The organism is Streptomyces sp. NPDC047841, from assembly GCF_040704085.1.
Classification (GTDB): Bacteria; Actinomycetota; Actinomycetes; order Streptomycetales; family Streptomycetaceae; genus Streptomyces; species Streptomyces argyrophylli.
Genome location: NZ_JBEYRP010000004.1, coordinates 196,807 through 221,453, shown reverse-complemented (window position 1 = coordinate 221,453; position 24,647 = coordinate 196,807). Strand labels below are relative to the sequence as shown.

At 74.4% G+C, this 24,647-nt stretch carries 22 protein-coding genes and 1 pseudogene; 10 read left to right on the top strand and 13 right to left on the bottom strand.

Annotated elements, in window-relative coordinates; all coding sequences use genetic code 11:
* Positions 1 to 370 precede the first annotated feature (370 nt).
* Complete coding sequence (locus tag AB0947_RS07845; RefSeq protein WP_366749380.1) at positions 371 to 952, top strand: TMEM165/GDT1 family protein; 582 nt, start codon at positions 371 to 373, stop codon at positions 950 to 952.
* Between the two features lie 202 nt (positions 953 to 1,154).
* The gene (locus AB0947_RS07840; RefSeq protein ID WP_366749379.1) at positions 1,155 to 1,823 is read left to right on the top strand and encodes an HAD family hydrolase; all 669 of its coding nucleotides are present in this window, start codon (positions 1,155 to 1,157) and stop codon (positions 1,821 to 1,823) included.
* A 479-nt stretch (positions 1,824 to 2,302) separates the two neighbouring features.
* On the opposite strand, the gene AB0947_RS07835 is transcribed toward AB0947_RS07840, so the two are convergent.
* Positions 2,303 to 3,196 carry a peptidoglycan-binding domain-containing protein gene (locus AB0947_RS07835; RefSeq protein ID WP_366749378.1) on the bottom strand — a complete coding sequence of 298 codons (894 nt, stop codon included), beginning with the start codon at positions 3,194 to 3,196 and terminating at the stop codon, positions 2,303 to 2,305.
* Between the two features lie 128 nt (positions 3,197 to 3,324).
* Here AB0947_RS07835 and AB0947_RS07830 point away from each other — a divergent pair, with 128 nt between their 5' ends.
* Complete coding sequence (locus AB0947_RS07830) at positions 3,325 to 5,364, top strand: MDR family MFS transporter (RefSeq protein WP_366749377.1); 2,040 nt, start codon at positions 3,325 to 3,327, stop codon at positions 5,362 to 5,364.
* Here AB0947_RS07830 and AB0947_RS07825 read toward each other — a convergent pair.
* Positions 5,357 to 5,875 (bottom strand): GNAT family N-acetyltransferase, encoded by a 519-nt coding sequence (locus AB0947_RS07825; protein ID WP_366749376.1) that lies wholly within the window; start codon positions 5,873 to 5,875, stop codon positions 5,357 to 5,359. The two genes, AB0947_RS07830 and AB0947_RS07825, sit on opposite strands and share 8 nt — an antisense overlap.
* Before the next feature lie 136 nt (positions 5,876 to 6,011).
* On the opposite strand from AB0947_RS07825, the gene AB0947_RS07820 reads away from it, so the two are divergent.
* Both AB0947_RS07820 and AB0947_RS07815 read left to right on the top strand, forming a co-directional pair.
* Positions 6,012 to 6,683, top strand: coding sequence for a hypothetical protein (locus AB0947_RS07820; protein ID WP_366749374.1), 672 nt, complete (start codon positions 6,012 to 6,014; stop codon positions 6,681 to 6,683).
* A gap of 5 nt (positions 6,684 to 6,688) precedes the next feature.
* Positions 6,689 to 7,687: a hypothetical protein gene (locus AB0947_RS07815; protein WP_366749373.1), complete on the top strand. Its 999-nt coding sequence runs from the start codon at positions 6,689 to 6,691 to the stop codon at positions 7,685 to 7,687.
* Here the strand turns inward: AB0947_RS07815 and AB0947_RS07810 are convergent.
* On the bottom strand, positions 7,676 to 8,116 hold the full coding sequence (locus AB0947_RS07810; RefSeq protein ID WP_366749372.1) for a DUF1992 domain-containing protein: 441 nt from the start codon (positions 8,114 to 8,116) through the stop codon (positions 7,676 to 7,678). The two genes, AB0947_RS07815 and AB0947_RS07810, sit on opposite strands and share 12 nt — an antisense overlap.
* Before the next feature lie 110 nt (positions 8,117 to 8,226).
* Between AB0947_RS07810 and AB0947_RS07805 the strand changes: the two genes are divergently transcribed.
* Positions 8,227 to 8,619 (top strand): hypothetical protein, encoded by a 393-nt coding sequence (locus AB0947_RS07805; RefSeq protein WP_366749371.1) that lies wholly within the window; start codon positions 8,227 to 8,229, stop codon positions 8,617 to 8,619.
* A gap of 26 nt (positions 8,620 to 8,645) precedes the next feature.
* Here the strand turns inward: AB0947_RS07805 and AB0947_RS07800 are convergent, their stop codons facing one another.
* Together AB0947_RS07800 and proP are read right to left on the bottom strand one after the other, a co-directional pair.
* A complete protein-coding gene (locus AB0947_RS07800) occupies positions 8,646 to 9,317 on the bottom strand; it encodes an O-methyltransferase (protein WP_366749370.1) in 672 nt (223 codons plus the stop codon).
* Between the two features lie 97 nt (positions 9,318 to 9,414).
* Positions 9,415 to 10,806: a glycine betaine/L-proline transporter ProP gene (gene proP, locus AB0947_RS07795; protein ID WP_366749369.1), complete on the bottom strand. Its 1,392-nt coding sequence runs from the start codon at positions 10,804 to 10,806 to the stop codon at positions 9,415 to 9,417.
* A gap of 389 nt (positions 10,807 to 11,195) precedes the next feature.
* Here proP and AB0947_RS07790 point away from each other — a divergent pair, with 389 nt between their 5' ends.
* Together AB0947_RS07790 and AB0947_RS07785 are read left to right on the top strand one after the other, a co-directional pair.
* Positions 11,196 to 13,223, top strand: a complete 2,028-nt coding sequence (locus AB0947_RS07790; protein WP_366749368.1) for a bifunctional glycosyltransferase 87/phosphatase PAP2 family protein — start codon at positions 11,196 to 11,198, stop codon at positions 13,221 to 13,223.
* Positions 13,224 to 13,383: 160 nt separating this feature from the next.
* Positions 13,384 to 14,448, top strand: coding sequence for a hypothetical protein (locus AB0947_RS07785; RefSeq protein ID WP_366749367.1), 1,065 nt, complete (start codon positions 13,384 to 13,386; stop codon positions 14,446 to 14,448).
* Between the two features lie 55 nt (positions 14,449 to 14,503).
* Here the strand turns inward: AB0947_RS07785 and AB0947_RS07780 are convergent.
* Both AB0947_RS07780 and AB0947_RS07775 read right to left on the bottom strand, forming a co-directional pair.
* Positions 14,504 to 14,623, bottom strand: a pseudogene (locus AB0947_RS07780) (hypothetical protein); the annotation flags it as partial.
* Between the two features lie 2 nt (positions 14,624 to 14,625).
* The gene (locus tag AB0947_RS07775) at positions 14,626 to 15,315 is read right to left on the bottom strand and encodes a YoaK family protein (RefSeq protein ID WP_366749366.1); all 690 of its coding nucleotides are present in this window, start codon (positions 15,313 to 15,315) and stop codon (positions 14,626 to 14,628) included.
* A gap of 387 nt (positions 15,316 to 15,702) precedes the next feature.
* Between AB0947_RS07775 and AB0947_RS07770 the strand changes: the two genes are divergently transcribed.
* Positions 15,703 to 16,095 (top strand): hypothetical protein, encoded by a 393-nt coding sequence (locus AB0947_RS07770; protein ID WP_366749365.1) that lies wholly within the window; start codon positions 15,703 to 15,705, stop codon positions 16,093 to 16,095.
* A 38-nt stretch (positions 16,096 to 16,133) separates the two neighbouring features.
* Here the strand turns inward: AB0947_RS07770 and AB0947_RS07765 are convergent, their stop codons facing one another.
* The 6 genes from AB0947_RS07765 to AB0947_RS07740 all read right to left on the bottom strand — a co-directional run bounded on the left by AB0947_RS07765 (position 16,134) and on the right by AB0947_RS07740 (position 22,761).
* Positions 16,134 to 16,547, bottom strand: coding sequence for a transglycosylase SLT domain-containing protein (locus AB0947_RS07765; protein WP_366749363.1), 414 nt, complete (start codon positions 16,545 to 16,547; stop codon positions 16,134 to 16,136).
* 333 nt (positions 16,548 to 16,880) lie between these two features.
* Positions 16,881 to 17,717 (bottom strand): ECF transporter S component, encoded by an 837-nt coding sequence (locus AB0947_RS07760; RefSeq protein ID WP_366749361.1) that lies wholly within the window; start codon positions 17,715 to 17,717, stop codon positions 16,881 to 16,883.
* Positions 17,714 to 19,756: an ABC transporter ATP-binding protein gene (locus AB0947_RS07755; protein ID WP_366749360.1), complete on the bottom strand. Its 2,043-nt coding sequence runs from the start codon at positions 19,754 to 19,756 to the stop codon at positions 17,714 to 17,716. The genes AB0947_RS07760 and AB0947_RS07755 overlap by 4 nt, the downstream gene beginning before the upstream one ends.
* Positions 19,753 to 20,859, bottom strand: coding sequence for a CbiQ family ECF transporter T component (locus tag AB0947_RS07750; protein ID WP_366749573.1), 1,107 nt, complete (start codon positions 20,857 to 20,859; stop codon positions 19,753 to 19,755). Before AB0947_RS07750 ends, AB0947_RS07755 begins: the two co-directional genes overlap by 4 nt.
* 55 nt (positions 20,860 to 20,914) lie before the next feature.
* Positions 20,915 to 21,562: an SCO2322 family protein gene (locus AB0947_RS07745; RefSeq protein WP_366749359.1), complete on the bottom strand. Its 648-nt coding sequence runs from the start codon at positions 21,560 to 21,562 to the stop codon at positions 20,915 to 20,917.
* The gene (locus tag AB0947_RS07740; protein ID WP_366749358.1) at positions 21,559 to 22,761 is read right to left on the bottom strand and encodes a prenyltransferase/squalene oxidase repeat-containing protein; all 1,203 of its coding nucleotides are present in this window, start codon (positions 22,759 to 22,761) and stop codon (positions 21,559 to 21,561) included. The genes AB0947_RS07745 and AB0947_RS07740 overlap by 4 nt, the downstream gene beginning before the upstream one ends.
* Before the next feature lie 1,205 nt (positions 22,762 to 23,966).
* Here AB0947_RS07740 and AB0947_RS07735 point away from each other — a divergent pair.
* Positions 23,967 to 24,560, top strand: coding sequence for a helix-turn-helix transcriptional regulator (locus AB0947_RS07735; protein ID WP_366749357.1), 594 nt, complete (start codon positions 23,967 to 23,969; stop codon positions 24,558 to 24,560).
* The last annotated feature ends 87 nt before the right edge of the window (positions 24,561 to 24,647 follow it).

Sequence of the window (24,647 nt, the reverse complement as noted above, 5' to 3'; positions counted from 1 at the left end):
GTGGGGTGGCGGTGTTGGAGCGCGAGCGAAGGAATGCTCGCGGGGCGGAGTTGCCGGGGGGTGAGCGCTCGGTAAGAAGCTAGTGACGTGCGCATGTCACGACAAGGTTGACGGCGGAACTTTCACATCCCTTACGATGGGAAGCGCAGAAGGGGAGTAGCTCTTCGCCGGACCGTCGACATACTGCTCAGCGAGCCTGAGCCGGCGCCCGGAGGCGGACCGCGTCGCGGCGGGCCCGCCAGCGAGACCTTCGGCAAGCAGTGCACGCCCGTGCCGTCCCCGGCGCGGGCGCCGAGTGCGCTGCCGTGCCGAGGTGTCATCGTGTGACGTACCGCACTCTCGGCGGGGCAGCCCGACCGATTGAGGAACCTTGATCAGCATCACCGTGACGGCGCTCGTCTTCGGCGTCATCTTCCTCGCCGAACTGCCGGACAAGACCGCCCTCGCCGGTCTCGTCCTCGGCACCCGCTACCGCGCCTCGTACGTCTTCGCGGGCGTCGCCGCCGCCTTCCTGCTGCACGTCGTGCTCGCCGTGGCGGCCGGCAGCGTGCTGACCCTGCTGCCGCAGCGGATCGTGCACGCCGTCACCGGCGTCCTCTTCCTCGGCGGGGCCGCGATGCTCCTGCTGAACAAGGGCGAGGAGGAGGAAGAGGTCAAGAAGCCCGCCGACCAGTCGTTCTGGAAGGTGGCGGGCACCGGCTTCATGCTCATCCTGGTCGCCGAGTTCGGCGATCTCACCCAGATCATGACCGCCAACCTGGCCGCCCGCTACGACGACCCGATCTCCGTCGGCCTCGGCGCGGTGCTGGGCCTGTGGGCCGTCGCCGGGCTCGGCATCGTCGGCGGGAAGGCCCTGATGAAGCGGGTGCCGCTGCGGCTGATCACGCAGATCGCGGCGCTGCTGATGCTGGCGCTCGGCGTGTGGAGCCTGTGGGAGGCCGTCAGCGGCTGACCGGGCCGTGCGGCCGGGCCGGGCTGAACAACGGGTGAATGCTCGCGGGGGTGGTGGCGGGAACGCGGGCGGGTTTTGTACCGTAGAGAAACAAAGTGGCTCCCGCCCGTTTTCCCTGACCGGCGGGCGGGGCCGCCTTGTCCCGTCCGACGTCCCACCCGACGTCCCGCCCGACCCGGGGTCCTTTCCTCTGGAGCTGCCGATGCCGGCCACCGCCACGCCCGCCGTCCTCACCGCCCGCGCCCTCCTGCTCGACATGGACGGCACCCTCGTCAACTCGGACGCCGTGGTCGAGCGCATCTGGCGGCGCTGGGCCGAGCGGCACGGGCTGGACGGCGACGAGGTGATGAAGGTCGTGCACGGCAGGCAGGGCCACGCCTCCATGGCCGTCCTCCTCCCCGGCCGGCCGGTCGAGCAGAACCTCGCCGACAACGCCCGCATGCTCGCCGAGGAGACCGCCGACACCGACGGCGTGATCGAGATCCCCGGCGCGCGTGCCTTCCTCGCCTCGCTGGAGGGGCTGCCGCACGCCCTGGTGACCTCCGCCGACGTCGCCCTGTCCACCGCCCGCATGAACGCCGCCGGGCTGCCCCTGCCGGCCGTCCGCGTCACCGCCGAGTCGGTCGGCGCGAGCAAGCCGGACCCCGAGGGTTTCCTGAAGGGCGCCGCCGAACTGGGCATCGACCCGGCCGACTGCATCGTCTTCGAGGACTCCGGTGCGGGGATCGCGGCGGGGCGCTCCGCGGGGATGCGGGTCGTCGGGGTCGGGCCGCGCGCGGTGTTCCACGAGCCGGACGTCGCGGTGCGGGACCTCACGCAGGTGCGGGTCGAGGCGGTGGCCGGCGGAGGGATCCGCCTGCACATCGGCTGACGCCCGCCGAGTCCGTCCCGGGCTCCTTCGGGGGCCGTTACGGCTGTGTCCGCTCCGGCTTCCGGGCCGCCTCGCATCGGTTCTGGGGCGCTACGGCTGACTGCCGGGCGGCCCTGCACGCGTTCGGGGCGTTACGGCTGACTCTCGGGCGGCCCCGGGCTTCTCCGGGGCGCGTTATGGCTGTGTCCGCTCCGGCTTCCGGGCTGCCCCGCATCGCTTCTGGGGCGCTACGGCTGACTGCCGGGGGGCCCTGCACGCGTCCGGGGCGTGACGGCTGACTCTCGGGCGGCCCCGGGCTCCTCCGGGGCGCGTTACGGCTGTGTCCGCTCCGGCTTCCGGGCCGCCCCGCATCCCTTCGCAGCACTATGGCTGACTCCCGGGCGGCCCCGCACCCACTCGGGGCGCCACGGCCGGGCCGTCCGCCAGGACGCCCGGCATCCCTCAGGGGCCCTATGGCCCGGGCCCCTGCTTCCGTAGCGCTACGGCTGCGTCGTTTCCGACTCCAGGCTCTTGCGGGTCGCCGGGCCGTACGTGCCCAGGGTGTCGTCCGTGATGCCCCGGGCCAGCTGGTAGTTGCGCACCGCGTCCTCGACCGGGCGGGTGAAGGTGCTGTTGATCTGGTCCCAGTAGAGGTTCAGCTGGCGCAGGCGCCGCTGGAGCTCGGTGACCTCCGGGCCCGTGTCACCGCGGCGCAGGACCGGTGCCGTGGCCGGCGTGGTGCGCGGGGTGCCCGAAGGCGTCGGGGACGGGGTCGGCGAGGCGGCGGCGCTGGACGCGCTCGCGGAGGGCGTCGCGGACGGGGAGGGCGAGGCGGAGCCTCGCGACGGGCTCGGGGCGGCCGTCGCCGAGGGGGAGGGCAGCGGGGGAGCGGGTGTCACCGGGGGTGCCGGGGCCGCCGCCGAGGACGGCGAACGTGTCGTCGTCTCCGGGATGCTCGCCCTGACCTCCTGGGCCACCCGGCCCCGGGCCGGTGCCTGGTACGAGAACAGCGCGAAACCGGCGACCGCGACGACGGCCGCCCCCGCACCCCCGGCGGCCAGCAGCACCGTGCGGCGCGGGCGGCGCCGGGGCCGGCCGGGCCCGGTCCCGGCCGCGTCCGGCTCCGCCGCCGGACCGAGCGGCGCGGGCGTCCGCGGGGGCGGCGGCGGTGCGGTCCCGGCAGGGGGTGCGGGCGGGGGCTCGTCCGGGGACGGCCGCATCGCCACGTACGGCCGTATCCGCAGCGGGTCGAAGTCCTCCGCCGCTGCCGCCTCCGCCGTGCGGGTCTCGCGCAGGGCCTCGGACGCGCGGGCCGTGCAGTCGCACGACGGCGTGTTGTCCGGCCCCCTCGGCGTCCCGCACTCCGGGCACGTGGTGCCCCGCTCTCCCGTCACGCGTGTGCCCCCTCCCCTCGGGAACTCCAGAGATTATGCGGATTTCCTCCGGAACCGCAGCACTCGGCAGGCCATAAGTGGTGACACCGATCACCATGGAGGAGACGCACCGACCCCCGGGAGGTCCCATGGCCCTGGAGACGCACGGCACGGCGAAGGGCGTGAGCAGCGGCGAACACGTCCCGGGCAGCGTGCTGGTGCCGATGGGCGCGCTGCTGCTCGGGCTGCTGCTCGCCGCACTCGACCAGACCATCGTGTCGACCGCGCTGCCGACGATCGTGAGCGACCTCGGCGGCCTGGAGCACCTCTCCTGGGTCGTCACCGCCTATCTGCTGGCGTCGACCGCCGCGACCCCGCTGTGGGGCAAGCTCGGCGACCAGTACGGCCGCAAGCGGCTGTTCCAGACGGCCATCGTGATCTTCCTGATCGGGTCGGCGCTGTGCGGCATGGCGCGGGACATGCCCCAGCTCATCGCGTTCCGGGCGTTGCAGGGACTGGGCGGCGGCGGGCTGCTGGTGCTGTCCATGGCGATCGTCGGGGACCTCGTGCCGCCCCGCGAACGCGGCCGCTACCAGGGTCTGTTCGGTGCCGTCTTCGGCACGACCAGCGTGCTCGGGCCGCTGCTCGGCGGGCTGTTCACCCAACACCTCAGCTGGCGCTGGGTGTTCTACGTCAACCTGCCCATCGGCGTGATAGCGCTCGCGGTGATCGCCGCCGCCCTGCGCATCCCGCGCCGCACCGCCCACCACGTCATCGACTACCTGGGGACCTTCCTGATCGCCGCCGTGGCCACCTGCCTGGTGCTGGTCGCCTCCCTCGGCGGCACCACCTGGCCCTGGGGCTCGGCGCGGATCATCGGGCTCGCGGTGCTGGGCGTCGTCCTCGCCGTGGCGTTCGTCGCCGCGGAGCGCAGGGCCGCCGAGCCGGTCCTGCCGCTGAGGCTGTTCCGCATCCGCACCTTCACCCTGGCCGCCGTCATCAGCTTCATCGTCGGCTTCGCCATGTTCGGCGCGCTGACCTATCTGCCGACCTTCCTCCAGGTCGTCCACGGCATCTCCCCGACCCTGTCCGGCGTCCACATGCTGCCGATGGTGGCCGGCCTGCTGCTGTCGTCCACCCTCTCCGGGCAGATCGTCAGCCGCACCGGCCGCTGGAAGGTGTTCCCGATCGCCGGCACCGCCGTCACCACCCTCGGCCTGCTGCTCCTGCACCGGCTCGACGAGCACAGCCCGACCGCCGTGATGAGCGTCTGCTTCTTCGTCTTCGGCACCGGCCTCGGCCTCGTCATGCAGGTCCTCGTGCTCATCGTGCAGAACGCCGTCTCCTACGAGGACCTCGGCGTCGCCACCTCCGGCGCCACCTTCTTCCGGTCCATCGGCGCCTCCTTCGGCGTGGCCCTCTTCGGCACGGTCTTCGCGAGCCGCCTCGGCGACAAGCTCACCGGCGCCTTCCGGGGCGTACACCTGCCGCCCGGCGCCACGCCCGACGCGCTGAAGGCCGACCCCCGGGGCATCGCCGCCCTGCCGCCCGCGCTGCGCCCCGCCGCCCTGCACGCGTACGCGTCCGCCATCACCGAGGTCTTCCTCTACGCCGCACCCGTCGCCCTCCTCGGCTTCCTGCTCGCCTGGCTGCTGAAGGAGGACCGGCTGCGCGGCTCGGTCACCGCGCCCGACGTCTCCGAGACCATCCCGCCCAACCCGGTCCAGCGCTCCTCCTACGACGAGGTGTGCCGCGCCCTGTCCGTGCTGGGCACCCGGGAGGGCCGCCGCGAGATCTACCGGGAGATCACCGAACGGGCCGGGTACGACCTGCTGCCCGCCGCCAGCTGGCTGCTGCTGCGCATGCGCCGCTACGGCTCCGTCGAACCGGCGGTGCTCGCCGAGCGCAGCCCGGTCCCGCTCCAGGCCGTCATGGCCGCCGCCCGCCAGGTCGAGGAACGGCGGCTCGCCGAGCGCGGGGGCCTGGACCTGACCCTGACCGGCGCCGGCCGCGAGGTCGCCGAGCGGCTCGCCACGGCCCGCGAGGAGTCCCTGGCCGAACTGCTCGGCGACTGGTGGCAGCCCGGCCGCTCGACCGACCTCACCCAGTTGGTCCGCGAGCTGACCGGAGAACTCTGCGGCGCCGAACGCGAACGCCCGCACAACGGCACGGTGACGAAGATCAGTTGACGGCCCGCGCCGGCGGCAGCTCCTTGCGGAACCAGTGTTCGGCGTACCGGTCGGTGTTGTGCGGGGCGGTCTCCGGGTAGCCGAGGCGGGCGTACAGGGCGCGGGCCTCGACCAGGTCGCCGCGCGTGTCGAGGACGATCCGCCGGGCGCCGAGGGCACGGGCGGCCTCCTCGGCGGCGGCCACGAGCAGCGGCGCCCCGCCCCGGCCGCGCAGCTCCGGCAGCACGAACACCCGGGTCAGCTCGGCCGTGTCCGGGTCCAGCAGCCGCACGCCCGCCGAGCCGGCCGGCGTGCCGCCGTACCGCCCGACGAGCAACTGCCCGCGCGGGGGCGCGAGTTCGGCACCGCTGTGCGCGGCGACCTCCCGTTCCAGCTCCTCCGGGTCGGTACGGCGCCCCTCGTGCAGCAGGTACCAGCGGTCGCTGACCTCCGTGTAGTACGCCCGCCACAGCGCGGCGGCGGCCGGGGAGCCGTACGGTTCCGGAGCGATCGTCCACGTCATGCCGGCCATTGTGGGCAGCCGTCCCGCCCCCGCCGCAACCGGATACGGCGGGCCGGACCCGGGACGGGGAACCGTTTGTGGGCGAACTTCCGGGTCACCCGAAGGGAGAACCGGCCAGCGGGGCCGGTCCGACCGGAAGGCAACCATGTCCACAGGCCTGATCATTCTGTTGATCGTGATCGCGGCGGTCGTGGTCCTCGGCGCTGTCGCCCTGACCGTGCGGGGCCGCACCCGGCACGGCGGCCCGAACCTGAAGCGGCGCTTCGGGCCCGAGTACGAGCGGGCCGTGGCCCTGCACGACGGGGACACCCAGGCCGCCGAACGAGAGCTGACCGAACGCCTCGAACGCCACGGTGACCTTCGGGAACGCCCGCTGGACGGCGCCGAGCGGCAGCGGTACGCGGACCGCTGGACGGCCGTGCAGGAACACTTCGTCGACTCGCCCCGGCAGGCGGTCACCGAGGCCGACCTCCTCATCGGAGAACTCGCCGCCGCGCGCGGCTACCCCGACGGCGGACGGTACGAGGAGCAGCTCGCCGCCCTGTCCGTGCACCACGCCGACCACGTCGACGGCTACCGGCAGGTGCACCGCGCGGCCACCGGCACCGCGGCGGACGGCACCGGCGCGGGAACCGAGGAGCTGCGGTCGGCGCTGCTCGGCGCGCGGGCCCTCTTCGAGGACCTGACCGGCGCCGAGACCGGGCGGCACCGCGCCTCCGCCGGTACGGACCGCTCGACGCCTCCCGCCGCGACCCACTCGCACGCCCGCTCCCACACGCCGTGGGCCCTGAACCGGAGCCGACCGAAGGAGAGCTGAACGATATGACGGACAGGACGAGCGGCTCCGGCGGCGACCGGCACCGCCCGCAACGCCTCTCGCGCGGGGACGAGTGGACGCCGGAGCAGGAGACGGAACAGCGGGACGCCTGGGCGCCGGGCGACGCGACCCCCGGCCGCCGGACCCCGAGAAGGCCCCTCCCGGAGGAACGCCTGCCCGGCGAACCGGGAGCAGACCGGAGCGGCGGGCTCCGGGGCGCGGACGGTCCCGGCCGGGAAGGGCTGACCGGGGACGACCGCACCCCGCAGGACACGCCGCAGCCGCCGCCGGGCCCGGTGGGCGGAACCGAGCCGGGAAGGTCCGGGCCGGGCTGGTCCGAGGACGCCGAGGCCACCCCAGGGCCGGCCGAGAGCCATGCGTCCGCCGCGCCGACAGCGGCCACCGGGCCCGGCTCCCGTGAGTACGACCCCCGCCACGGCTCCGAGGGGCTGCGGCCCGGCACGGAGGACCTGGGTCCGGAGACACCCGGTACACAGGGGCGGGCGGCCGGTACGTACGACGGACAGGTCGGGCAGGCCGGCGGCCCGGAGCGGGCCGGGGAGGAGGAAGGCGTGATGCCGGACAACGGGCTCGGGGCCCCGTCCGCCAGTGAGGTCAGCGGCCGCGAGGCCCGGATGACCGAGGCGCGCGCGGCGGACACCTGGCCGGCGGCGCCGCGTGGCACGGCCGCACCCGGCGGCAGCGCCACCGACAGCGGCGCCCCGCTGCTGCCGCACGAGGAGACGGAGCAGTGGGAGGGGCGGCTGCGCGAGGTGCTCGCCGGGTTCGTCGACGAGCCCCGGCAGGCCGTCGAACAGGCCGACCGCACGCTGGAGGAGATCGCCGCGCGGTTCACCGAGGCCGTCACGCGACGCCGCCGCACCCTGCGGATGTCCTGGGAGGGCACCGAGGGAAGCGGTCCGGCCGCCGAGACCGACACCGAGCGACTGCGGCTCGCCCTGCGCGACTACCGGGAACTGGCCGGGCGGCTGCTACACGGCTGAGCCCGCCACGCCCCCGTCACCCCTGGCGGCAGCCCTGCGCTGCCGCCATTCGCGTACCACCGCCTCGACGTCGTACGGCTTCTTGCCCAGCGGCGGACCGGGCGGCGGCTTGAACATCATGTCCTTGATCCGGACGTTGACGTCCTCGATGATCTTCCGGGCGATCCGCTCCGAGGGCGCCGCGTACGCCGCCTCCAGCGCGTCCTCCGCCTCCTTGCGCAGCGCCAGCGCGGGCGGCAGCACCGCCAGCCCCTCCCGGACCAGCTTCCGCTTCACCCACCACAGTTCGTCGTACGTGGAGTCCACCTCCGTGGGCAGCGGCGCCCCCGCCCCCGGCAGCCGGTCGAACTCCCCGCGCCCCTGCGCGTCGCGGATCTGCTTGTCCACCCAGGACTCGAACGGAACCCCCGGTGGCTTTCGCTCGGTCATGAACCCATTGTGCCGGACGCGACCCCGCCGGGCGTTTTATCATGCGGCGGCGGTACGGCACCCGCCCACCGCCACCCAGTCGGCGCACAGGACGTATCAGGGGGAACCCCGTGCTCGAACTCACCATGGCCACCGTCTCCGGGGCGGACGCGGGCGCCACCGCCGGCATGACGATGGCCGAGGCGCCCAGCGAGCCCGGCGCCGTGCTGCGGATCGGCCGGGACGGGGCGGCGTGCCGGCTGGTCACCCCCGACGACTGGCTGTTCGTCTCCCGCGTCCACCTGGAGTTCCTGTGCGGCCCGGACGGCGCCTGGCGGCTGAGCTGGCTGCGCGGCTCCCAGCCCGACCCGGCCTCCGAGGTCCGGCTCGTCGTCGGGGAGTACGCGCAGCCCCTCGGCTACGGCACGACCGTCCCGCTGCCGCACGGCGGGTCAGGAGAGATCGTCATCCAGGACCGCACCGCGCCGCGCAGCGTCAACGTCGGCTTCTACCACGAACTCTGAGCCCACGGGCCCCGGGCCGAGTGGCCTCAGCCGAGCACCCGGGCCAGGGCGAACCCGTCGTACCCCTTGCTGCCGACCGTCTGGATCGCCGTGCCGGTCAGCCGGGGGTGGCCCGCGATCAGTTCCAGCGCGGCACGGGTGCCGACCACGTCCGGCTCGGTGCTGCCCGCGTCGGCCACCCGGCCGCCGCGCACCACGTTGTCCAGGACGATCAGGCTGCCCGCGCGGGTGAGCCGCAGCGCCCACTCCACGTAGTGCGGGTTGTTGACCTTGTCCGCGTCGATGAAGACCAGGTCGAAGGGGGCCGGGTTCTCGTCGGCGAGCTTGGGCAGCGACTCCAGGGCCGGGCCCACCCGCACCTCCGCGATCCGGTCCAGGCCCGCCCGGGCGATGTTGCGGACGGCCACCTCCGCGTGCTTGGCGCTGTACTCCAGCGAGATCAGCCTGCCGTCCTCGGGCAGCGCCCGGGCCAGCCAGATCGTGCTGTACCCGGCGAGCGTGCCGATCTCCAGGATGTGCCGGGCCCCCTGGAGCCCGGCGAGCAACTGGAGGAACTTGCCCTGCGCCGCCGTGACGGCGATGGCGGGCAGCCCTGCGGCATCACTGTCGCGCAGTGCCGCGCGCAGCACCTCGTCGTCCGGTGAGAGCGTGTTGATGAAGTAGTCGTCGACGTCGTCCCAGACCTGCGACCCGCTCATAGCCCCAGCTGCCTTTCCCGAGTGTCCTGCCTCGATGATCGCAGCCGGGGGCGCGGATGGGTACGACTGCGCGCGGGGCACGGCGGCGGGGCGCCCCTCAGCGTTCTTCCACGGACGGCGCGGAACCCGGCAGCGGACGCCCCGCCGACTCCGACATCCGCCACACGGCGACACCGCCCACGACAGCCGCGGCCATCATGTAGTACGCGGGCATCATCATGTTGCCGGTCGCCCCGATCAGCGCGGTCACGACCAGCGGAGTCGTACCGCCGAACAGCGACACGGACACGTTGAACCCGATCGACAGGGACCCGTACCGCACGCGCGTCGGGAACAGGGCGGGCAGCGCGGCCGGCATGGCCGCCGTGAAGCACACCAGGAGCAGACCCAGCGCGCCCATGCCGAGCCCCACGGCCAGCAGGCTGCCCTCGCGGATCAGCAGCAGGGCCGGGACGGACAGCAGCAGGAAGCCCGCGCAGCCCGCCGCGATCACCGGCCGGCGGCCGACCCGGTCGGTCAGCGCGCCCGCGAACGGCTGGACGATCATCATCAGGGCCATCACCCCGAGCACGACCAGCAGCCCGTGCGTCTCGTCGTACTTCAGCTCGCTGGTGAGGTAGCTCGGCATGTACGACAGCAGCATGTAGTCGGTGACGTTGAAGACCAGGACCAGGCCCATGCACAGCAGCAGGGACTTCCACTGGCCGGTGATCATCTCGCGCAGCGGCACCTTCGGCCGGGCCGCCTCCGCCTTCTCGACCTCCGCCGCGAACGCCGGGGTCTCCTCCAGCCGCATCCGCAGGTACAGGCCGATGATGCCCATCGGGCCCGCGATCAGGAACGGGATCCGCCAGCCCCACGAGGTGAGGTCGTCCGAGGACAGCAGCGCGGTCATGAGGGTGACCAGACCGGCGCCGCCGATGTAGCCGGCGAGCGTGCCGAACTCCAGCCAGCTGCCGAGGAAGCCGCGCTTCTTGTCCGGCGCGTACTCGGCGATGAACGTCGTCGCGCCCGCGTACTCACCGCCGGTGGAGAAGCCCTGCACCAGACGGGCGGCGAGCAGCAGGAGCGGCGCCCCGACGCCGATCGTCGCGTACGACGGGATCAGGCCGATCGCGAACGTACCCGCCGCCATCATGATCATCGTGACCGCGAGGACCTTCTGCCGGCCCACGCGGTCGCCCAGCGGGCCGAAGACCATGCCGCCGAGCGGACGGACCAGGAAGGCCGCCGCGAAGGCGCCGAACGTCGACAGGAGCTGCGCGGTGGGGTTGCCGGACGGGAAGAAGACCTTGCCGAGGGTGACGGCGATGTAGCTGTAGACACCGAAGTCGAACCACTCCATCGCGTTGCCGAGCGCCGCCGCCTTCACGGCGCGCTTGACGAGCGCGGGATCGGTGACGGTGACGTCGCGGCCGGTGCGGGCGCGGGCGGCCCGCCGCGACTTGAGGGGCGGGGTGACGGCTGAGGCGGTGGTAGCGGTCGCCAAAACGGGGCTCGCCTACCTTTCGACGGGGACGGGGATGGGCCCGGACGGCAACGGTGACGTACGGCGGGCCGAAAATCGACCATAGGCACAGATCCGCCCCTTACGTCCTGCATGCGTATCGATGCACAGTGCAGCTAAAGGGCGGATACGCAGGTACATCTTCCCTCTCACGCGGAGCCATGCCGGTGGCCCACTGTGATCCATATCGCGCCCCCGGCGTGCAACCATCCACCCCCCGGACCGTGGTCTTTCGGACAAAAGCAGACGGACGTCAGGTGAATCGGGGGTTGCCCGCGTCCCTTTCCAGGGGGTCTGCGAGGCTCAGGGGGAGCGCAGGGGCACCGGCGTACACCGGTTGCCGGGACGACGGGGCGGGAGGCCGACGAGGCGTGGCGAACGTGGAGCACAGCGGGCGACCGGCGGACGTCTTCGGGAGAACGGCGGTCGGGGCGCGGCTGCACGCGACCCGGCTCGCGCTGTGGGCGGTGGCCGCGATCCTCGCCGTACGGCAGACCACCGCCGTCCTGACCACCCCGAGCGGCGAACGGCTCACCGACCTGGAGACCTGGGTCGGCCCCGAAGGCGTCCTGCACGTGAAGGGCTCGATCTACGACTCGACGCGGTTCACCGGCACCCCCTTCGGCGGCCTGGTCCTCAAACCGCTCACGCGCTCGGCCGAGGCCGCCCTCGGCTGGGGCTGGACCTTCGGCACCCTGCTGCTCGTCGTCGTCCTCGGCCTGGTCGCCGCCCGCGCGCTGCCCCAGCCGGTCAGCCGGCGCACCTCGCTGCTGGCCGCACCGGTCGCCATCAGCCTGCTCATGCTGTCGCTGCCGGTCCGCAACACCCTGTGGCTCGGGCAGACCAGCATCATCCCGGTCCTGCTCGTCCTGCTCGGCTGCTTCACCGTCCGCGGGGAACGCGCGAGCGGCCTGTGCATAGGCCTGGCCGCCGCCCTCCAGCCGACCGTCCTGCTGTTCACCCCGCTGCTGTGGTTCACCGGCCGCCGCCGCGGCGCCCTCACCACGGCCGGCACCTTCGCCGCCTGCACCGCGCTCGCCTGGGCCGCGCTGCCGCACGACTCCCGCACCTACTGGGTGCACCACATGGCCGGCGCCGGCCTCGGCGGCAAGGCCGACGCCCTCGCCAACCAGTCCCTGCACGGCGCCCTGCTCCGGTTCGGCCTGACGGGCTCCTCCGAGACGGCGCTCTTCCTCCTCCTCGGCGCCGGCGTCGCCGCCCTCGCCCTGCGCCGCGCGGTCCGCTACGCCCACGACGGCCAGCTCCTCCTCGCCGTCGCCGTCACCGGCTGCGCCGCCGTCGCCGTGTCCCCGACCACCTGGCAGCACCAGCTGCTGTGGGTGCTGCTCGCGGTCGTCGGCCGGGTCGGCAAGCGGGCCTGCGACCGCTACGTCTGGCCGGTCGCGGTCGTCCTCGTCACCACGCTCCCGGCGCAGATGATGCTGCCGCACATGCCAGTGGTGTACCCGCTGCGGGACAACCTGGTCCTGGTCGCGGCCCTGGCCGCCGCCACGGCCGTGCCCTTCCTGTCCCGCACCTCGCCGTACTACCGGACCCCGATACCCGCGGAGTACGCCCCGCAGCCCCCGGCCCGCTTCCGCCGCGTCCCGCTGCTGCCCTTCCTGCGCCGGGCGCTCACCCGTCCCAGCCTCCTGCTGGAGCTGCTCCTGCTCCGCGTCACCTACGCGGCCTACCAGCAGGTACGGCTGGCGGCGACCGGCGGCAGCAACTCCGGGGGGCGCGCCACGGCCGAGCGGCACGGCCACCTGGTCCTCGGCGCCGAGCGCTTCCTCCACATCGACATCGAGCACGCCGTCAACCACGCCGTGGCGAAGACCGACTGGCTGCGGGACTTCTTCGGCTTCTACTACGAGTCCTTCCACTTCGTCGTCCCGCTGACCGTCCTCGGCGTCCTGTACTGGCGCCGCCCGGTCGACTACCGCTGGGCCCGCGCGTCCCTCGGCTTCGCAACGCTGCTCGCCCTGATCGGCTTCTGGCTCTTCCCGCTGGCACCGCCGCGCCTGATGCCCACGCTCGGCATCATCGACACCGTCCACGGCGTCCAGGACTTCTCCAAGCCGGACTACGGCACCCTGACCGCGCTCACCAACCAGTACGCGGCGATGCCGTCGCTGCACTTCGGCTGGTCCCTGTGGTGCGGGGTGGTGATCGCGGTGATCGCCCCGAGGTGGTGGATGAAGGCGCTGGGCCTCCTCCACCCGCTCTTCACCGTCTCGGCCATCGTCGCCACCGGCAACCACTGGGTCCTGGACGCGGTCGGGGGCGCGGTGGTGGTGTCAGCGGGCTTCGGGCTGTCGTACCTGTTCCAGGGGCCACGGGCCCGGCTGGTCCGCACCACGGCCGAGGTCCGGCACGAGGAAGAGGAATTTGCGCGCTAAACAGAAAAAGGGCCGTCTCACGGGGAGTTGAGGCAGGCTAATGCCCACCGCCGGTGCCTGCAAGCCTAGATGCACCAGCAGGGTAGCGGAGTTAGCGTGCTGTTATCCGGACGGGAACGTCTCCGGTCGCTGAATCACGGCCCCAGCGAAGGAGAGCTTCATGCGAGGGAAATCAGTACTGAGCGCCGCCGCCATGGCTGTGCTGGTCGGAGGAATGACGGTCGGCGCGGTGGAATCGGCCTCCGCCGCCCCGAACCAAAGCTGTCGCGTCTCAGGGGGGAGCCTGACGGGCAACGGCTTCGCCGGCAACGGAAAATTCACCGTCTCGCCCGGCGGGGAAAGCGTGAATTCGTCTTCCGACGGCAGTATCGGACCGACGTCCGTCTCGGGCACAGGGCCTTTCTCCGTAGGTTCCGTGACATGCGCGGGAGGCACGGAAGGGTACTCGTCCGCCACGGGGAATTCGGGGCAGGCGACCGAGGCTGTGGCGGCCGGATCGGCCGCTGCGCAAGCGGCGATACGACAGGGCGCCACCCCGCAGCAGGCGAAGGCACAGGGTGTAGCGGCCGCACAGGCCAAGGCGCAAAGCCTCGGTCTGCCGGCGTCGGTGGTGAATCAAGTCGTCAACCAGACGACCAACAACGTGAGTAACATCACCAATAACACGAACACGAACACGAACACAAACATCAACGGGTCGTTCAACACGGGCACGCCGAACGCGCCGGGCACGGGGAAGGCGCCGGGCACGCAGACCGCGCCGAACAGTCAGGGTACGCAGACCGCGCCGAACAACGAGGGCAAGCAGACCCCGCCGAACAAGCAGGGCACGCAGTCCATGCCGAATAACCAGGGTACGCAGACCGCGCCGAACAAGCAGGGTACGCAGACCCCGTCGAACAACGAGGGTACGCAGACCGCGCCGAATAACCAGGGAACCCAGACCGCGCCGAATAACCAGGGAACCCAGACCGCGCCGAATAACCAGGGAACCCAGACCCCGCCGAACAACGAGGGCACGCAGACCGCACCGAATAACCAGGGCACGCAGACCCCGCCAAACAACGAGGGTACGCAGTCCGCGCCGAACAGTCAGGGTACGCAGTCCGCGCCGAACAACGAGGGCACGCAGACCGTGCCGAACAAGCAGGGCACGCAGACCCCGCCGAACAACGAGGGCACGCAGACCACGCCCGAAAAGAGCGTGCAGACGCCCGCCGTGTGAACAGCCTGAGTGCGTCTCGGCGCCTGGGGAGCCCCTGCCTGACGGCGGGGGCTTGTCAGTCGCGCCGGCAGTACGCGAACTCCTCGTCCGCGCGCTCCAGTTCGTGCAGGGCGATGGTGATCAGGCGGGTGCCCGTCGCGCCCACCGGGTGAACGGGGGCGATCGCACCGCCGTTGGTCACTCCCGGCCCGAGGCCGTCACCGCCAGCACACCCGACGCCAGGGCCGCCAGCAGCAGCGGGATGCCCAGGCCGTGGTGGAGGACCAGCCACGCGCCCAGGCAGGCGCCGGCGGCCATCGCGGCCACGGAGGCCGCGCGGCGCCGGGTGCCGTGGCTCGTGGCGTCACCGAGGCGGGACTCGGAGGCCAGGCCGGTCAGGGTCATCGTCACGACGGTGGTGGTGATCAGGTCGGCCACGCGGAGCGTGCGGACCGTCGCCGTGCGCAGGCCCATCGCGAAGGCCGTGAGGCCGATGAGGGCGGCCCGGGTCCCGGCGGTGTCCGGCCAGGCGAGGGCCAGGGCCGCCGCGACGCCGACCAGCGCCGCCTCCACCGCCAGGGCCAGCCGGGCCGAGCGGCGGCGGGAGCCGCGGCCGTACCGGCCCGCCACCCGGCCGCCGGTCACCGCGCCCAGCAGGAAGCAGATCAGCGACATGACCGCGTGACGCACGGAGAAGCCCGGGACCCCGGCCGCGGCGAAGCCGAGGATGACCACGCTGCCGGTCACGTTGGCCGTGAAGACCCGGCCCAGGCCCAGGAAGCTGACGGCGTCGATCAGGCCGCTGACCACGGTGAGCGCCAGCAGCACGGCCACCAGCCGCAGTCCGCGCGTCTCCGGGTCCCGCACCGGCCGCGTAGGCGTCGTCATCGTTCCTCCGAAGGGGGCGGGAGGTGGAAAGAAGTCCACCCGAGGACGAGGCTCTCGGATGTCCGGGCGCAGCGTGCGTCCGTGGCGTTCGGGACATGACTCAGGACACGCGTGAAACGGGGGAAAAGCAGCCCGGACGGCCCATGCGCACGGGCCCGGCGGTCACCCCGGGCGTCCTGGCTCTCGTCGGTGTCGCCGGGGTGGCACCGGGGCGTACCCGGTCCTACGCGCCCTCCGTGGCCGAGGCCGCGCGGACGCAGTCGTACCTCTTCGCCGCCACGGGCCGGCCGTGCGGTGGCCGCGCCCGGCTACCCGGGCCTGGGGGCGAGGAGCCGGCGCTGACCGACGGCCGGGTCGACGACGTCAGCGGGGTGTTCCACCTCTCCTGTGTTCCGGCAGCCGTACGCCGGGCGCGTGGTGCGGCTCTTCGACGGGCGGCACAAGGGCGAGGACATCGTGCGTCAGCTCGTCCCGACCATGCGGCAGTTGCCCACCGACCGCTTCTACCGGCAGCTCCGCGAGCCCCCCGGCGGGCTGCTCGCGGCCCTGCGCGCCAACGGCCACGCCTGCGACTGGAAACCCGAGGTGCCGCTACGGCTGTACGCGGGCGACCGCGACACCGACGTGCCGATCGGCAACGCCCGGACATGCGCGCGCACCCTCGCCCAGCGGGGAGCGAGGGTGCGGGTGCTGGAGGTCGGACCGGTCGACCGCTTCGGGCCGGACCGGGCCGCGCCGGCCGGCATCGCGCGCTGGTTCGGCGGGGGCACGGCTCGGTGAGGGGCGGCCGGGCGGCCGGTGGCCCGGTGCCGGGTGGCTCAGTACCAGCCGTTGGACTGCCAGAAGCTCCAGGCCTTGGCCGGGCTGCCGTAGCGGGAGTTCATGTAGTCCAGGCCCCACTTGATCTGGGTGGCCGGGTTGGTCTTCCAGTCGGCGCCGGCGGTGGACATCTTCGAGGCCGGCAGGGCCTGGACGAGACCGTAGGCGCCCGACGAGCTGTTGGTGGCGGCGGGGTTCCAGCCGCTCTCGTGCTCGACGATCTTGCTGAACGCGGTGAACTGCACGGAGTCCGGGATCATCCGGTGCGCAACCGCCTGGGCGGAGGAGGCCGACGTGGTGGCGGCCTGGGCGGGCGCCGCGGTCAGGGCCAGGCCGGCGGTGGCGGCAGCCAGGGCGGCGCTGGTGAGGGCCTTCTTCGGGGAGGCGATGCGGCGGATGAAGGACACGGACACGGAGAACCTCTTGCGTCGGGGACGGGGGATCACCCGCATGGGAAGGACCACGTGGTGCGGCCTCATGCGGCGGCGCCGCGGCCCGGGTGGGCTCCTGGCGCCTGGCGACGTCGTCCAGAGAAGCAGGCCCGGAACCCGTCCGCAATGACCCCTTTTACTAGTTGTGGCCGGATCGGCGGCAAACGTCGGCTCTGTGATCTGGGTCGCAAAGTCCAGGTCAGAGAGGGGGCAGGAGTGGGTGTAACGGACAAATAGGACTACGGTCCCGGGTCGTAGGTGACGTGGGTCATGTGGGACGCCTCACCGGTCCGCTCACGTCCCGGAAGCGTGCCCTCACCCAGGGGGACCGTCGAAGGTGACCGCGGTCTCGAAAGCGGCCCGCCGCGTGGCCCGGCGCAGCGCCCGCAGGACCGCCGGACCGAGGACGACGGTCAGCACCACCGTGCACAGCGCCCGGCCCAGGTCCCAGCCGAGCGAGGTGGCCAGGCAGTAGGCGAGGAAGTGGGCCAGGTTCTCGGCGACCGGGGCGTCGCCGTGGAAGGAGATGTTCGAGGCCGCCGCGCCCAGGAAGGGCCAGCCGGCCAGGTTCATGCACGTGCCGTAGGCGAAGGCGGCGAGAAAGCCGTAGCCGGCGAGCAGCAGCAGCTCACCGCGACCGCGCAGCCGGACCGGCCCGGGCAGCAGGCCCGCGCCCAGCGTGAACCAGCCCATCGCCAGCATCTGGAACGGCAGCCACGGCCCGACCCCGCCCGTGAGCAGCGCGGACGCGAACATCGTCACCGAGCCCAGCGCGAAGCCGAAGCCCGGGCCGAGCACCCGCCCGCTGAGCACCATCAGGAAGAACATGGGCTCCAGCCCCGCCGTGCCCGCGCCGATCGGCCGCAGCGCCGCCCCCGTCGCGGCCAGCACGCCCAGCATGGCCACGGCCTTCGGTCCGAGGTCCGACTCCGAGATCGTCGCCGCGACCACCGCCACCAGCAGCACCAGCAGACCGGAGAAGAGCCAGGGCGCGTCCTGCGCGTGCGCGGTGAGCCGGGAGGAGGGCGGGGCGAGGAACGGCCAGCCGAAGGCGGCCACACCGACCGCGCTGGTCAGCGCCAGCGCGGCGAGCGAGCGGGGGCCGAGGCGGACGGCACGTGTCCGTGCGGCGGCGGGGGTGCCGTGGCTCACGCCAGCGCCTCCCGCACCTGGGCCACCGTCAGCCACTGCTGGGGGGCGAGGATCTTGGTCACCTGGGGGGCGAAGGACGGGGAGGACACCACGATCTCGGCCGTCGGCCCGTCGGCGATCACCTCTCCCTCGGCGAGCAGCACCACCCGGTGGGCCAGCTCGGCGGCCAGCTCCACGTCATGCGTGGCCAGCACGATCGCGTGCCCCTCGGCTGCCAGCCCGCGCAGTACGGCGACCAGACGGGCCTTGGCCGCGTAGTCCAGTCCGCGCGTCGGCTCGTCGAGGAGGAGCAGGGGAGGGCGGGCGGTCAGGACCACGGCCAGCGCGAGCGCCAGGCGCTGGCCCTCCGACAGATCGCGCGGGTGCGTGTCGTCCGCCACGCCCGGCAGCAGCTCGGACACCAGGGCGCGGCAGGTGCCGGGCGCGGCGGCCGCGTCCCGGTCGGCCGCCGCGCACTCGGCGGCGACGGTGTCCGCGTACAGCAGGTCGCGGGGCTCCTGGGGGACCAGACCGACCCGGCGCACGAGGTCCCGGGGCGGGGTGCGGTGGGGTACGGCGCCGTCGACGTCGACGGTTCCGGAACCGGGCGCCACCAGGCCGACGAGCGAGCCGAGGAGGGTGGACTTGCCGGCCCCGTTGCGGCCCATGAGCGCGATGGTCTCGCCGGGGGCGACGGTCAGGTCGACGTCCCGGAGGGCCTGGACGTGGTCCCGGCGGACACAGAGGGCGCGGGTCTGCGCGAGGTGCTGGCGCGCGGGTTCCTGACCGGGCGCGGGCCGGCGCCGGAAGAAGGAGCGCCGGCCGGGGGCGCCGGGCACCCGGCGCGGGGGCCGGCCGGGGGCCGGTGCCGGTGCCGCCTGCCCACGCGGACGCGGCACCGCCGCCGCGCCCGTCCGGGCCGCCCCGGCGACACGGCTGTCCGCGGCGCCGGCGCCGGAGGCGCCGCAGGCGGTTTCCCCGGCTCGGGCGGCGCGGGCGCCTGCGGCCGTGGCGCCTCGGTCCGCAGCCGCGTCGGCTGGATGGTCCACGGGTACGGCGGCGGTGTCCATGGCCGTGGCGGCGGTGCGACGGGCCGTGGCCACGCCGGCGGGGTCACTCGCGACCGGGGCGGTGGTGCGAGCGGTCGTGGCCACGGCGGCGGGATCCCCCGAAGCCGGGACGGCGGCAGCACCGGCCGGGGCCGCGGCGGCTGCTGCGGCAGGGGTGTGCGCCGGTGCCGTCGCGCCGGACAGGCGGGCGCGGAGGGGCGGGGCCTGGCGGCGGGCGTCCCGGACCGTCAGGGGGAGCGGGGACCAGCCGGCCAGGCGGCCCAGGGCCACCACCGGCGGGTAGACCGGGGACACGGCCATCACCTCGGCCGGGGGACCGGTGACCGGGGCGGCGCCGGGGGCCGGGAGCAGCACGACCCGGTCGGCGTACTGGATGACCCGTTCCAGGCGGTGCTCGGCCATCAGGACCGTCGTCCCCAGGTCGTGCACCAGCCGTTGCAGCACGGCCAGCACCTCCTCGGCGGCGGCCGGGTCCAGCGCCGAGGTCGGTTCGTCCAGGACCAGCACCCGGGGGTGCGGGGTGAGGACCGAGCCGATCGCGACCCGCTGCCGCTGTCCGCCGGACAGGGTGGCGATCGGGCGGTCCCGCAGCCCGGCGAGGCCCAGCAGGTCGAGGGTCTCCTCCACCCGGCGCCGCATCACCGCCGGGGCCAGCCCCAACGACTCCATGCCGTAGGCGAGTTCGTCCTCCACGGTGTCCGTCACGAAGTGCGCGAGCGGGTCCTGGCCCACCGTGCCGACCACGTCGGCGAGTTGGCGCGGCTGGTGGGTACGGGTGTCGCGGCCGGCCACCGTCACACGGCCGCGCAGGGTGCCCCCGGTGAAGTGCGGGACCAGTCCGCTCACCGCGCCCAGCACGGTCGACTTGCCGACCCCCGACGGGCCGGCGAGCAGCACCAGTTCACCCTCGGGGACCTCGAAGTCGACGCCGGCGACGGCGGGCCGGGCCGCACCCTCGTACGTCACGCTGACATCCTCGAAGCGGATCACGACGGCTCCCTCGGGACGACGAAGGCGGGCAGCAGGGCGAGCAGGACGGCCACGGCCGGCCAGAGCGGCAGCGTGGGCGCGACGAGGGGCACGACCCCGGGGTGCAGCCCCCGGGGGTCGCGGACGGAGGCGAGCGTGAGCAGCCCGGCCACCGCGGCGCCCGAGCCCGTGACCAGCCAGGCGCGCGCGCCCCACGGGTCCGGGCGGTACCGGGTGCGCAGCGAGCGCCGGCCGCCCAGCCGCAGCCCGGTGAGCGCGGCGGCGACTCCGGCGAGCAGCACGGGGAGCCCGTACGTACCCCCTGCCGCCGTCAGCAGCCCGTACGTTCCCGCGCACACGCCGAGCAGACCGCCCAGGGTGAGGGCGGCCGTCGTACGGCGGACCCGGGCGGGCACCTCGGCGGTACGGCCGTAGCCGCGGGCCTCCATCGCGGCGGCGAGCGCGACCGAGCGTTCCAACGCGCCCTCCAGGACCGGCAGTCCGACCTGGAGCAGGCCCCGTACGCCCCGGTCCGGACGGCCGCGCAGGCGGCGGGCGGCGCGCAGCCGCCGCACGTCGGCGACGAGATGGGGCGCGAAGGTGAGGGCGACGACCACGGCCACGCCCGTCTCGTACAGCGCGCCGGGCAGGGACTTCAGGAGGCGGGTGGGGCTGGCGAGGGCGTTCGCGGCGCCGACGCAGACGAGGAGGGTGGCGAGCTTCAGGCCGTCGTACACGGCGAAGACGACCGCCTCGGCGGTGACCCGGCCGCCCAGCCGGATGCCCTGCGCCCAGTGCGGGAGCGGGACTTCGGGGAGGGTCAGGAGCGTGTGGGTGCCGGGGATGGGGGAGCCGAGCGCCACCGCGAACAGGACGCGGACGACGAGGACGGCGAGGGCGAGTCTGACGAAGGCGGGGTAGGAGCGGGCCCAGGGCGCGGGGGAGCGGTGGGCCGCCACGACGTAGGCGGAGGCGGATATGAGGAGGGAGAGGAGCAGGGGGTTGGTGGTACGGGTGGCGGCGACACCGAGGGACACCGCCCACAGCCACCAGGCCCCGGGGTGCAGGGCGGTCCGGGGCGGGCGCCCCGAGGAGGCGCGGGGCGCCGTCCGCGCCACGGCCACCGCCGTGCGGGCGCGTTCGGACACCACGCGCCCGGTTCCGCACGGCTGCCTCGGCTCACCCGGACGCATCGCGCCGCCGACGTGCCTGCCACACCGCGGCCCCCGCCAGGACGGCGACCACGCCCGCGCCGATCGGCAGCCCCAGCGAGGGCCCGCCGTCGCTTCCGCCGCCGGCCTCGCCCCCGCTCCGCTTCCCCCCGGCGGCGACCTGCTCCCCGCACCCCTCCCGCGGATACCCGGCGATGGCGCACAGCAGGGCGTTGGTGTCGTACCGCAGGGGCTTCGCCACGGCGGCCAGCGCGTCCGCGGTGGTCGCGTCGGACGGCACCCGCGCGCAGGCCGTGCGGCGCGCCGGCGGCCTCGCGCCGGACGGCGCGTCCGCCCGCGTGCCGAAGTCGATGACCAGGGCCACCCGCTTGGCGCCCGGCTTGGCCGGTGTGCCGGCGCAGACCGCGCCGAAGTCCGCCGTACCGCGCGGTCGGCTGGCGTCCGCCGAGTCCGCGCTCACCGCGAACCGGAAGCCCTGGACGGCGCCGTCGTCGGGGCGGACGAAGGCCGGGCCCTGGGTCGCGTACGTCCAGTGGCCGCCGGTGCGCTCCCAGAAGGACCAGTAGCGGTAGCCGGTGGCACCGGCCGGTCCGGCGGAGGCGAGGAGCAGCAGCGCGGCGACGAGCACCGGCACGGCACGGCGGACGGCGGTCACGGCCGCTGCTTCTTCCGGCCGCTGAGCAGGAAGCCGATGCCGATGCCGGCGACGAGGCCGACGCCGACGATCCACCAGACGCCCGTGTCGGAGCCGTCGTCGGACTTCTCCTCGTGCTCGGAGGCGGTGTCCATGTGCGGGGCGGGGCCGAGGGCGTTGAGGGAGCGGACGAGGCTGGTGCCGCCGAAGTCGCCCGGCTGCTGCCCGAGCGCGTGGGCGGCGAGGATCAGCTGGGCGTACGCGGCCGGGCCGTTCTGCGTCGCCCACGGCCCGGCGTTCTTCTCCAGCCAGGCGTACGCCTTCTTCGCCGGCCCGGTCCGGCCGTCCGCGGCGAGCGCGACGACCGCGTCGGCGGTGTTGCCGAAGTCGGGCTGCTCCTGGGCGCCGGGCAGGGCGGACTTGAGGTGGCCGGTCCTGGCGACGGCCGCCGCCAGGTAGGCGCCCGCGTTGTCGGCGACCTGGGTGCGGGTCGTGGCCTTGACGCAGGTGTCGTGTGCCGGGGCCTTGCCGGCCCGCGCCGCGAAGCCCTTGCCGAGGGCGCCCAGCAGGCCGGCGGCCGTCGCGTCGGCGTTGGCGAGCAGCTTGCCCTTCTTGTCCGCCTGGTAGGCGAGGGCGCCGCCGCCGTCCTGGTCACACGGGATGGACCAGGCGGGCAGGGCGTCGTAGGGGGACTTGCCGGAGGTGCGCACGTCCGCCGGGTCGGTGCCGGCCGCGGTCAGCGCGCCGATGACGACGGAGGTGGAGTTGGTGTCGCTGGGGCCGCCGGGGTAGTAGCCCCAGCCGCCGTCCTCGTTCTGCACGGACTTCAGCCAGTCCACGGCCTTGCCGACGGCGATGCCGTGCCCGTCTGCCGCGGCGAGGGCCTGCACGGCGGCGGCCGTGCTGTTGGTGTCGGCCCTGACCTTGTCGTCGCACGGCTTGGCGGGGGCGGCGCGGAAGGCGGCGAAGGAGCCGTTGGCGCACTGCTGGCCGGTGAGCCAGTCCACGGCCTCGGCGGCCGGCCGGTAGCCGAGGGTCCGCTGGGCGACCAGCGTCAGCGACTGCCGCCACACGCCGTCGTACGTCGGGTCTCCCTTGCCGTACAGCCCGGCCGGGACCGTCGCCTTCGGTGACGGGGACGATTCGGCGGCCGTGGCGGGCGCGGCGGCGGCCAGCACGCCTACGGCGGCGAGAGCCGCGGCACTGCGGCGGACGTTCATGGTCGGCGACTGCCTCTCCTGCGGGGAGCCGGGCGGCGCACGGGTGACACCCCGGGCGGCTCGGCTCCGTAGACCTCGACGGTGCCGTGCGCGGCGGGCCGCCGGCGCACGCGAGCCGGTCAACGTCCCGTCCGGGGCGGTCCGGCTCACCGCCTGGCTGGCGGCACACGGATGCCCCCGGCGCGGGCGCAGCCGAGAGCCGGGGGAGGGTCAGCGCCGGAATTGCACCGGCTTCCCCCCGTACGGGTGTGATGACGACCCGCGCCACTTTACCGGCCGCCTCACACGGGCCGAGGGGTGGCCGTACCCACACGGAACGGGTGACCGGGGTCACGACCGGACCGGGTCCGGGGGGACGCGGCCACCGGGGCGCTGTGCAACCGTCGTTGCTGGGGGCGCGGGGTGTTGCGCAGCCGTCGTTGCCTGGGCCGCGGGGTGCTGTGCCGCCGGGCTCCCCTCCGCTGCGAGGGCGCGCTGTGTCGACGTCGTCCCCTGCGCCGTGAGGGCGACGACGGACTGCCACCGGCGCCGGCACCGGCAGCGGCACCGGCACCGGGACGCCGGACCGGTGGACCGGCGGACGAGGGTCGCGCGCCCGGCGGCCGGCTCCTGCGCGGCGCCGGGACCTGGGCGCGGGTCGCTCGGGCGGCCGGTCGTGACGGGGGCGCGGGCCACGGGCCGGCGGCTGCCCGCTTCCGGGTGGGGGCAGGCGCGGGGAGGCGGGCCTGGTGCTGTGGCGGCCGGGACTGTGACGGGCCGGACCGGTGAGCCGAGTCCGGAGGTTCCGCGCGCGGTGGTCCGCGGTCCGGGGCGGGATGCCGCCGGCCGGGGCGGTTCGGGAGCCGGGGCGGCCGGGCGTACCGGGTGCGCGGGCTGTGGTGATCCGCGCCGGCGAGGAGCCGCCGCGCGTGTCCCGGCGGCCGGACGGCGAGGAGGGCGGGCGGGTCGCGCCACGGCGGGCCGGATGTCCCCGGGGAAGGCGGGCGCGGAGGCGCCCCGGGTGCCGCTCCCCCATAGGCGGCACCCGGGGCGGGTCGGAATCTTGCTCTCCGTGCGGTGATCCTCACCCACACCGCCCCTAACTGTCAACGATAGCTGCCTAATTAGGCAGGGAGCGTTGTCACGTCTGGTCGCCGAACGGGCGAACGGGTAGCCTCGCCGTCAGCCCAGCCACCGAACGGACGACACGCCCAGGGGGGACCTCGGTGAGTGACGCGTACGCCTCGCTGGCCGATGTCCTGGACCGGCTCGGCGAGTTGACCGGCCGGCCCGGCCGACTGCCGGAGGCCCTCGACGTGTCCGGCCTCTCCCACCGCACGGGCATCCCCGTCGGCGTCGTCGTCGACCTGCTCTCCGGCGGCCGCGCCCCCGAGACCTCCCTGGCCGAACGCGTGCGCCAGCGGCTGGACTTCATCCGGGAGACCCGGCGCCGGCCGGACGGCAAGCGGTACTCGCTGGACGAGCTGGCCAGGATCGCCGGGACCAGCCGGCAGTGGCTCAGCGAGTGGCGCAAGAGCGGGATGCCGAGCCTGGAACACGCCGACCGGCTGCGCCGGTTCTTCGGCCTGCCCGCGGGCTTCTTCACGGCGGACGAGCCGGAGGCCCTGCACGAGGCGCTGCAACCGGTGCTGCAGAGCCTGGAGGCGGAGGCGGACCCGCTGCTGCGGCTGCGCGAGAGCGGGCTGGTACGACTGGCCGCCCGGGCCCCGCAGATGAACGCCCGGCAGCTCGCCACCCTCGCCGACCTGGCCGAGATGATCATCGCCTCCGAGCGGGCGGAGGACGCCGGGCGTGCGTGAACCGAGCGCCGGGGCCGCGAAGCCGGCGCCGTCCCCGCGGCCGGCGCGCTCGCGGCCCCCGAGGCACTCCAGGTCCCCGAGGCGCTT